General features: G+C 70.3%; 6 protein-coding genes. 1 reads left to right on the forward strand and 5 read right to left on the reverse strand.

Features of this window, described 5'->3' with window-relative positions; genetic code table 11:
• The 5 genes from KBA23_RS14145 to KBA23_RS14165 form a co-directional block, all read right to left on the reverse strand.
• Nucleotides 1-276: DUF779 domain-containing protein (locus KBA23_RS14145; protein WP_290742038.1), on the reverse strand; the 276-nt coding region annotated here is incomplete at its 3' end.
• Nucleotides 277-432: 156 nt separating this feature from the next.
• A complete protein-coding gene (adh, locus tag KBA23_RS14150; protein ID WP_290742040.1) occupies nt 433-1950 on the reverse strand; it encodes an aldehyde dehydrogenase in 1518 nt (505 codons plus the stop codon).
• Between the two features lie 242 nt (nt 1951-2192).
• Nucleotides 2193-3146, reverse strand: coding sequence for a GAF domain-containing protein (locus KBA23_RS14155; RefSeq protein WP_290742043.1), 954 nt, complete (start codon nt 3144-3146; stop codon nt 2193-2195).
• 524 nt (nt 3147-3670) lie between these two features.
• A complete protein-coding gene (locus KBA23_RS14160) occupies nt 3671-5158 on the reverse strand; it encodes an ABC transporter substrate-binding protein (RefSeq protein ID WP_290742046.1) in 1488 nt (495 codons plus the stop codon).
• A 31-nt stretch (nt 5159-5189) separates the two neighbouring features.
• A complete protein-coding gene (locus tag KBA23_RS14165) occupies nt 5190-6470 on the reverse strand; it encodes an acetylornithine deacetylase/succinyl-diaminopimelate desuccinylase family protein (protein ID WP_290742049.1) in 1281 nt (426 codons plus the stop codon).
• A 282-nt stretch (nt 6471-6752) separates the two neighbouring features.
• Here KBA23_RS14165 and KBA23_RS14170 point away from each other — a divergent pair, with 282 nt between their 5' ends.
• On the forward strand, nt 6753-8474 hold the full coding sequence (locus KBA23_RS14170; protein ID WP_290742052.1) for a bifunctional sulfate adenylyltransferase/adenylylsulfate kinase: 1722 nt from the start codon (nt 6753-6755) through the stop codon (nt 8472-8474).
• Nucleotides 8475-8818 lie beyond the last annotated feature (344 nt).

Genomic DNA, 8818 nt, shown 5'->3' on the forward strand with positions numbered 1-8818 from the left:
GCCCGGAACGACGTCGATGATCAGGTCGGTGTGCTTCCAGACCTCGTATTGCGGCCCGCTGATCCAGAACGGCGCGCCGCCGATGCGGCCGAGGAGCACGTCGCCGTCGCCGACGACGAACCCCCCCTCCGGATAGCACATCGGCGAGGACCCGTCGCAGCAGCCCCCCGACTGGTGAAACATCACCGGACCGTGGTCGGCCACGATCTCGGCGAGAAGCGCCAGCGCCTCCGGCGTCGCCGTCACCTTGCCGAGGCCGTCCCCGGTCGCGTTCATGCGGCGACCCCGGCCAGCGGCCCGCCGAACGCGCCCACCACGGCCGCCTTCGTGGTTTTCGCCATCATCTCCTCCTTCGAAGCAAAACAGGGGCGGCGCGGCGGCCGCCCCCGGAGGTTCCCGGGCAGGGGGGAGGATGGCCCGGGGGAAGCCGTATCAGAAGAACCCGAGCTTCTTCGGGCTGTAGCTGACCAGCAGGTTCTTGGTCTGCTGGTAGTGGTCGAGCATCATCTTGTGGTTCTCGCGGCCGATGCCCGACTGCTTGTAGCCGCCGAAGGCCGCATGGGCCGGATAGGCGTGATAGCAGTTGGTCCAGACGCGGCCGGCCTGGATCGCCCGGCCGAACCGGTAGGCGCGGTTCCCGTTCCGGGTCCAGACGCCGGCGCCGAGGCCATAGAGCGTGTCGTTGGCGATGGCGAGCGCCTCGGCGTCGTCCTTGAACGTGGTGACCGAAACCACCGGCCCGAAGATCTCCTCCTGGAAGATCCGCATCCTGTTGTCGCCGCGGAACACCGTCGGCTTCACGTAGTAGCCGCCGCCGAGATCGCCCGCCAGCGTCGCCCGCGCGCCGCCGGTCAGGACTTCCGCGCCTTCCTGCCTGCCGATGTCGATGTAGGAGAGGATCTTCTCCATCTGCTCGCTCGACGCCTGCGCGCCGATCATCGTCGCCGGGTCGAGCGGGTCGCCCTGGATGATCGCCTCCACCCGCTTCACCGCCCGCTCCATGAAGCGGTCGTAGATCGACTCGTGGACGAGCGCGCGGGAGGGGCAGGTGCAGACCTCGCCCTGGTTCAGCGCGAACATCGTGAAGCCTTCGAGCGCCTTGTCGAAGAAGTCGTCATCCTCGGCCGCCACGTCGGCGAAGAAGATGTTCGGGCTCTTGCCGCCCAGCTCCAGCGTCACCGGGATCAGGTTCTGGCTGGCGTACTGCATGATCAGCCGGCCGGTCGTGGTCTCGCCGGTGAAGGCGATCTTGGCGATGCGCGGGCTGGACGCCAGCGGCTTGCCGGCCTCGAGGCCGAAGCCGTTCACCACGTTGAGCACGCCCGGCGGTAGCAGGTCGCCGATCAGGTCCATCAGCACGAGGATCGAGCCCGGGGTCTGCTCGGCCGGCTTCAGCACGACGCAGTTGCCGGCCGCGAGCGCCGGGGCGAGCTTCCAGCAGGCCATGAGCAGCGGGAAGTTCCACGGGATGATCTGGCCGACGACGCCGAGCGGCTCGTGGAAGTGGTAGGCGACGGTGTCGTGGTCGATCTCGGCGAGGCTCCCCTCCTGCGCCCGGATCGCCCCGGCGAAGTAGCGGAAATGGTCGACGGCGAGCGGCAGGTCGGCCGCCGTGGTCTCGCGGATCGGCTTGCCGTTGTCCCAGGTCTCGGCGCGGGCGAGGAGGTCGAGGTTCTCCTCGATCCGGTCGGCGATCCGGTTCAGGATGCGGGCGCGCTCGGCGACGCTGGTGCGGCCCCAGGCCTCCTTGGCGGCATGGGCGGCGTCGAGCGCGGCCTCGACGTCCGCGGCGTCGGAGCGGGCGATCTCGCTCAGGACCTGCCCGGTCACCGGCGAGGTGTTGTCGAAGTAGCGCCCCGACTTCGGCGCGACCCAGCCGCCGTTGATGAAGTTGTCATAGCGCGTGGCGAAGGGGGACTTCGCAGCGCGGAAGAACTCGACTTTGTTCACGGTTATCCTCCCGGTCAGAATCGCGTCGGCGGATGCGTCCGCAGTGAAAGGAAGTTGCGTTGCGACTCGCCCGGCGTCACCCCGGGCGAAGCAGCCGGAGCGGGCGGGCTGTATCAGGAATGAGACAGTCAAGCCCCGTCGCGACCGTGGTCAGCGGCCATGCCGCCCGCGCATGGCGATGGTTGCGGAGGGGGCGAGGCGCTTTCGGCTGCCCTGCCGGGCGACGGGTAATCGCGTCGGCGTCAGAGCAGCTGGAACCGGTTCAGCTTGCGATAGAGCGTGGCGCGGCTGATGCCAAGCGACCTGGCCGCGGCGGAGGCGTTGCCCCCGGCGCGCACCATGGCGCGCTGCACGGCGCCGCGCTCGGCGTCGTCGAGATCGCCGCCGCTCGCGAAGCCGAGAACGTCGGACAGGGGGCGCGGGCGCGCCGGGCCGGCCGGCGGCATCCCGAGCGACTGGCGCGCGGCGCGGCTGACGCCGATCACCACGTCGTCGGCGTCGACGGCGATCAGGCCGCCCGCCGCCGCGCCGGCGCCGGGCGCGACGACGATGCGCGCGTCGGGGAAGGCCAGGCGGAACGCCTCGGCCTCGATCCGACGGGCCGCGTCCTGCGCCGCGACGGTGATCAGGCCGAGAAAGGCCTCGGTGGTGTCGGCCCGGCAGGACGAGACGTCGAGCGCGGCGGCGAGGCGGCCCTCGTGGTCGAAGACCGGCGCCGTGACGCAGCTGAGCCCGGTGTTGCGGGTCAGGAAGTGCTGGTCGCGATGGATGGCGAGCGTCCGCTGCTCGACGATGCAGGTGCCGATGCCGTTGGTGCCCTCGGCCGCCTCGCTCCAGACCGAACCGACCCAGAGGCCCCAGTCGCGAAAGTTCGCGTCGTCGCCGGGAGCGCCGCGGCGATCGACCGGGACGCCGTCGCTGTCGGCGAGGAGCACGCAGCACCCCACCGAGCCCACCGCCTGGAACAGCCTGTCGAGGCTCGCCTGCGCCGCGTGCAGCAGGAGGCCGCTCCGCTCGCGCGCCGCGGCAAGCTCCGGCACGCTCAGCCGGCGCGGCTCGGCGCGGGCCGAGGGGTCGAGCTTGTGCAGGGCGGAGGAACGGCGCCACGATGCGGCCAGCGCCGACCGCGCCGGCGCGTCGCCGGCGATCGCCTGCTGAACCCGGTCGGCATGGCGGACAGGCCGCTCCGCGCGCATCCTTCCTCCCCCGTCGGCCGCACCTTGGCGGTCCCCTTGCTCCCACGCATGCCCGAGGGCCCGCCGCTTGTCCAGCGATCCGGCCCGCCCGTCCCGCGCCGCCCGGCGCGAAGTGCGGGCTGCCGTCGTCGATCCTGGAACGAAATCAGCGCCATGGCGTCGGCGGTGGGGATCTTGCGACCTTGGTCGCATCCCCGGGGTCCCGGGCGGCGGAACGGCGATGACGCCCGCGACGCCGGGGGGGGCGCGCCCGCGACCGGCCGTGCCAGCGCGCGGCCATCGGCCCGGTCATACCGGCGGGCTCATGAAACGACTCGCGGACCTTTTTGACCTTCAGGATTTTTATCGTGTGTATTCAGTTAGTTACCCTATCTATCACGCGTGTTAGGCGTGTTAGCCCGTGTTGCGCCGGGTAGCATGGTAGACTCGCCGGTATCAGACCGCCCGCAGAAGCCCACGCCGGCGGGCGAGGACATCGGCGCGGGGCCGGCTGCCGAGCCCCGCTGGCCGGGCCCCGTCGCCGGTCACTTCTCCCAGTAGACCGCCGTCATGTCGTCGGCCTGGATCGGCGCGTTCTGCCACAGGCCGCGCAGGCGCGCGTCCGCCACGCCGGTCTTGGCGAGCTGGAACAGGAACACCGCGACCGACTGCTCGGCCACCCGCTCCTGCATCGCGCCGAGCACCGCGTTGCGGTCGGCCTCGTCGCTCATCCCGGCGAGCCCGGCGACGAGCGCGACCATCACCGGATCACGGGAGCCGAAATAATAGTCCGGCCGCGCGTAGATGCCGATGTCCATCGGCTCGGTGTGGCTGACGATGGTCATCCCGAAGTCCTTGTTGCCAAAGACCTGCTCCAGCCACTGCGCCCATTCCATGTTGACGATCTCGGCCTCGATGCCGATGGCGCGCAACTGCGCCTGAACGATCTCGCCGCCGCGGCGCGCATAGGGCGGCGGCGGCAGCGCCAGCGTGGTCTCGAACCCGTCCGGATAGCCGGCCGCGGCGAGGAGCGCCTTCGCCCCCTCGATGTCGTAGGCGTTCTCGCCGGTCAGATCGACATAGGCCGGGTGGTGCGGCGCGAAGTGGCTGCCGATCGGCGTGCCGTAGCCGAACATCGCCCCGTCGACGATCGCCTGCCTGTCGATCGCCTTGGCCACCGCGCGGCGCACCCGGATGTCGTCGAAGGGCTGGCGGGCGTTGTTCATCGCGAGGATGGTCTCGCCCTCGGTGGTGCCGACGATCACCGAAAAGCGCGGGTCCGCCTGGAACTGCGCGAGGTTCTCCGGGGCCGGGAACACCGGGAAGGCGTCGACGTCGCCCGCCATCATCGCCGCGAAGGCCGCCGTCGGGTCGGAGATGAACTTGAACGTCACCTTGTCGAGCTTCGCCGGCTCGCCCCAGTAGTCGGGGTTCTTCACCAGCTCGATCCGGTCGCCCTGCACCCAGTTCGAGAACCGGAACGGCCCGGTGCCCACGGGATTCGTCTTGTTCGTGTCCGCCGTCGCCGGCGAGACGATCACCGCGTCGCCCCAGGCGAGGTTGGAGAGCAGGTCGCCCTTCGGCGCGTCGAGCCCGATCTCGACGGTCGTGTCGTCGATGGCGATGACGTCGTTGATGCCGTCGAAGAGCTGCTTCTGCGCGTTGATGCTGCCCTCGCCGCGGGCGCGGTCGAAGGAAAAGGCCACGTCCTCGGCGGTGAAGGCCACGCCGTCGTGGAAGGTGACGCCGTCGCGCAGGTGGAACACCCAGGAGAGCCCGTCCGGCGCCTCCTCCCAGCTCTCGGCGAGGCCCGGCCCGACGCGGCCGTCCGGGCCGACCCGGGTCAGCCCCTCGAAGACGTTGGCGTAGACCACCTCGTCGATCGCCGCCGCCGCCCCCGCCGTCGGGTCGAGATGCGGCGGCTCGAGCTGCATGCCGACGACGATCTCGTTCGACGCGGCGTGGTCCTGGCCGAAGGCCGGACCGGCGAGCAGCGCCAGCCCCAGCGCCAGCGCCGACAGGGGGTAAGTCATCGAGGGTCTCCGCAGATGGAAGGGCGGGTGGTCACGCGCGGTCATGTCCGAGCAGGTCGCCGAGGGCGAGCGCCATCACCAGCGCCGCGTCGAGCATGTCGTCCACGCCGACATATTCGTCGGGTTGGTGCGCGAGGTCCAGTATGCCGGGCCCGTAGGCCACGCAATTGCTGAGCCGTCCGATCCGGTCAACATGCTTCTGGTCGTAGGTCCCCGGCGAGACCACGAATTCGGCCTCCCGCCCCAGCACCCGCGCCACCGCCCTGGCGAGCGCCGCCGCCACCGGCGCGTCCCGGTCGGTCATGGTGGGCTGCACCTCGAACAGGTCGCGCACCTCGGCGCGGAAACGACGGCGATCCTGGGCGAGTTCGATGGTGGCGGTGAGTTCGGCCTTCACGTCCTCGAGCCGCTCCTCGGCGAGGAAGCGGCGGTCGATCACCATGCGGCAGCGGTCGGGCACCACCGGCGAGGGCAGCCCGCTGGAGCCCGCCGGCTGCTCCGCCTGCCCGCCGTGGATCGAGTTGATGTTGACGGTCGAGGCCCGCGCCCCCTCCGGCACGACTGGCATGGCGGTGCGCTTCAGCGCCAGCGCCGGGATCAGCGTCGCCTCCATCTCGGCGACGATCGCGCCCATATGGCGGATGGCGCAGTCGCCGAGGAACGGCATCGAGCCGTGGGCGATCCGGCCGAAGGTCTCGACCTCCGCCCACCAGACGCCGCGGTGCCCGAGGCAGACCCGATCCTTGTTGAGCGGCTCGGGAATGATCACATGATCGACCCGCGCATAGAGCCCCTGCCCGGCGAGGAAGGCGACGCCGCCATAGCCGCCGGTCTCCTCGTCGGCGGTGGCGGTGATCTCGATCGCGCCCGGGAAGTCCGGGACGAGCGCGAGGAACGCCTCCACGGCGACGATGGCGGCGGCGAGCCCGCCCTTCATGTCGCAGGCTCCGCGACCGTAGATCCGGCCATCGATCAGCGCGCCGCCGAAGGGATCGACCGTCCAGCCCTGCCCCGCCTCGACCACGTCGATATGGCCGTTGAACTGCACGCACTGGCCCGGCCGCGCCCCCTCGCGGCGGGCGAGCAGGTTCCAGCGCGGATGGCGGTCGCTGTCGCCGGGCGCGCCCTCGGCCCGGAGGAAGCGGCAGTCGAAGCCCTGCGGCCGCAGCCGGTCGGCGACCAGCTCGCAGGCTTCGCGATAGAACTCGCCCGGCGGGTTCACCGTCGGAATGCGGACCAGCGCCTGGGTCAGCGCGACGAGATCGTCGCGCCGCGCGGCGATCTCGTCGCGCAGGCGGTCAGGCATCGGCATCCTCCAGAGCGGTCCGGTCGAGGATTCAGGCCAGCCCAGCATCGTGCATCGCCGCCGCCGACGCCACCGCGTTGATCGTCGAGCGGGGCCGGCAGAGATGCGCCGGCGCGCGATGGGGGACGCTCATGTGGCGCCGCAGCAAAAAGGTAAACCAATCGGGCCCGCCCGCTTTGACCGCAGGGGCGGGCGCTGATACGACCCGGCCAGTCGAATCACCAGTAAAGGTGCCCCCTGATGGCCGCGTCCAGTTCCCCCTCCGCCAAGAAGCCTGTCGAATCCTTCGTGAGGTATCCGGCCCCGCCTGCGTCCAACCTCGCCCCGATTCCGGAACTCTATGTTTCCTACGACAGCGCGGCCAAGCTGAAGGTCGAGGCGGGGGAGCTGGTCTCCTGGGATCTCACCCAGCGGCAGGTCTGCGACCTCGAGCTCCTGATGAACGGCGGCTTCTTCCCGCTCAAGGGCTTCCTCGGCGAGGCGGACTACAACGGCGTCGTCAGCGAGATGCGGCTCGCCGACGGCACGCTGTGGCCGATGCCGATCACGCTCGACGTCTCCGAGGCCTTCGCCGCCAAGGTCGAGCCGGGCCAGGACATCGCGCTGCGCGACCCCGAGGGCGTCATCCTCGCCATCCTGTCGATCACCGACAAGTGGTCGCCGGACAAGTCGCGCGAGGCCGAGGGGGTCTTCGGCGCCGACGACATCGCCCACCCGGCGGTGAACTACCTGCACCACAAGGCCGGCCCGGTCTATCTCGGCGGCCCGATCACCGGCATCCAGGCGCCCGTCCACTATGACTTCCGCGCCCGTCGCAACACCCCGAACGAGCTGCGCGCCTACTTCCGCAAGCTCGGCTGGCGGCGGATCGTCGCCTTCCAGACCCGCAACCCGCTGCACCGCGCCCATCAGGAACTGACCTTCCGCGCCGCGCGCGAGGCGCAGGCGAACCTGCTGATCCATCCCTCCGTCGGCATGACCAAGCCCGGCGACATCGACCACTTCACCCGGGTGCGCTGCTACGAGGCGGTGCTCGACCAGTACCCGGCCTCGACCACCACGCTGTCGCTCCTCGGCCTCGCGATGCGCATGGGCGGCCCGCGCGAGGCGGTGTGGCACGGCATCATCCGGCGCAACCACGGTTGCACGCACATGATCGTCGGCCGCGACCACGCCGGCCCGGGCAAGAACAGCCAGGGCAAGGACTTCTACGGCCCCTACGACGCCCAGGAGCTCTTCGGCTCGCTCCAGGCCGAGATCGGCCTCGAGATGGTCGACTTCAAGCAGATGGTCTACGTGCAGGAGAAAGCCCAGTACGAGCCGCGCGACGAGGTGGCCGAGGGCGAGACCATCCTCGACATCTCCGGCACCGAGCTGCGCCGCCGCCTCCAGGAAGGTCTGGAGATCCCGGACTGGTTCTCCTTCCCCGCCGTCGTCGGCGAGCTGCGCCGCACCAAGCCGGCGCGGGCGAAGCAGGGCTTCACCGTGTTCTTCACCGGCTTCTCCGGCTCGGGCAAGTCGACGATCGCCAACGCGCTGATGGTCAAGCTGATGGAGATGGGCGGCCGCCCGGTGACGCTGCTCGACGGCGATCTGGTGCGCAAGCACCTGTCGAGCGAGCTCGGCTTCTCCAAGGAGCACCGCGACATCAACATCCGCCGCATCGGCTACGTGGCGTCGGAGATCACCAAGAACGGCGGCATCGCCATCTGCGCGCCGATCGCGCCCTACGCGGCCACGCGCCGCGCCGTGCGCGAGGAGATCGAGGCCTTCGGCGCCTTCGTCGAGGTCCATGTCGCGACCACGATCGAGGAATGCGAGAAGCGCGATCGCAAGGGTCTCTACAAGCTCGCCCGCGAAGGCAAGATCAAGGAGTTCACCGGCATCTCCGACCCCTACGACATGCCGGAGAACCCGGAGCTGCGGCTCGACACCGAGAATCTCGACGTCGACTACTGCGCCCAGCAGGTCATCCTCAAGCTGGAGCAGATGGGCCTCATCGCCGCCTGACGGACGCCGTCGCCCGAACGGCACGGAACCGAACCTCCGCCGGCGCGCCGGCGGAGGTTCTTCGTTTCGGGGGCGCCCGACGCCAGCGACCGGGCGCCGCGCGCGCCGAAGCCCTGTCGAATCCTGAAAAAGTGGCAAGCCGGATTCCAGCCCGGTTCCAGCCGCGTTCCAGCCAGATAATACCGGCGAGTCTACCAGGCCACCCGGCGCAGCACGGGCTAACACGCGTGATAGATGTAGCCGGAGCAAAAGGCCGGGCGGCTCTACGCGAGGGCGGCTTGGCGGATGAGGTGATCCAAGGCGGGAATGGTGGGTGCGCCGGGGATGCGGAGGCGGTCGCCGAG

Source organism: Amaricoccus sp. (assembly GCF_017995835.1).
GTDB lineage: Bacteria > Pseudomonadota > Alphaproteobacteria > Rhodobacterales > Rhodobacteraceae > Amaricoccus.

What these genes read in the sequence shown, in the direction of transcription:
- KBA23_RS14155 (WP_290742043.1), bottom strand. Translation starts at nt 3,146, where the DNA reads ATGCGCGCGGAGCGGCCTGTCCGCCATGCCGACCGGGTTCAGCAGGCG.
- KBA23_RS14160 (WP_290742046.1), bottom strand. Translation starts at nt 5,158, where the DNA reads ATGACTTACCCCCTGTCGGCGCTGGCGCTGGGGCTGGCGCTGCTCGCC.
- KBA23_RS14165 (WP_290742049.1), bottom strand. Translation starts at nt 6,470, where the DNA reads ATGCCGATGCCTGACCGCCTGCGCGACGAGATCGCCGCGCGGCGCGAC.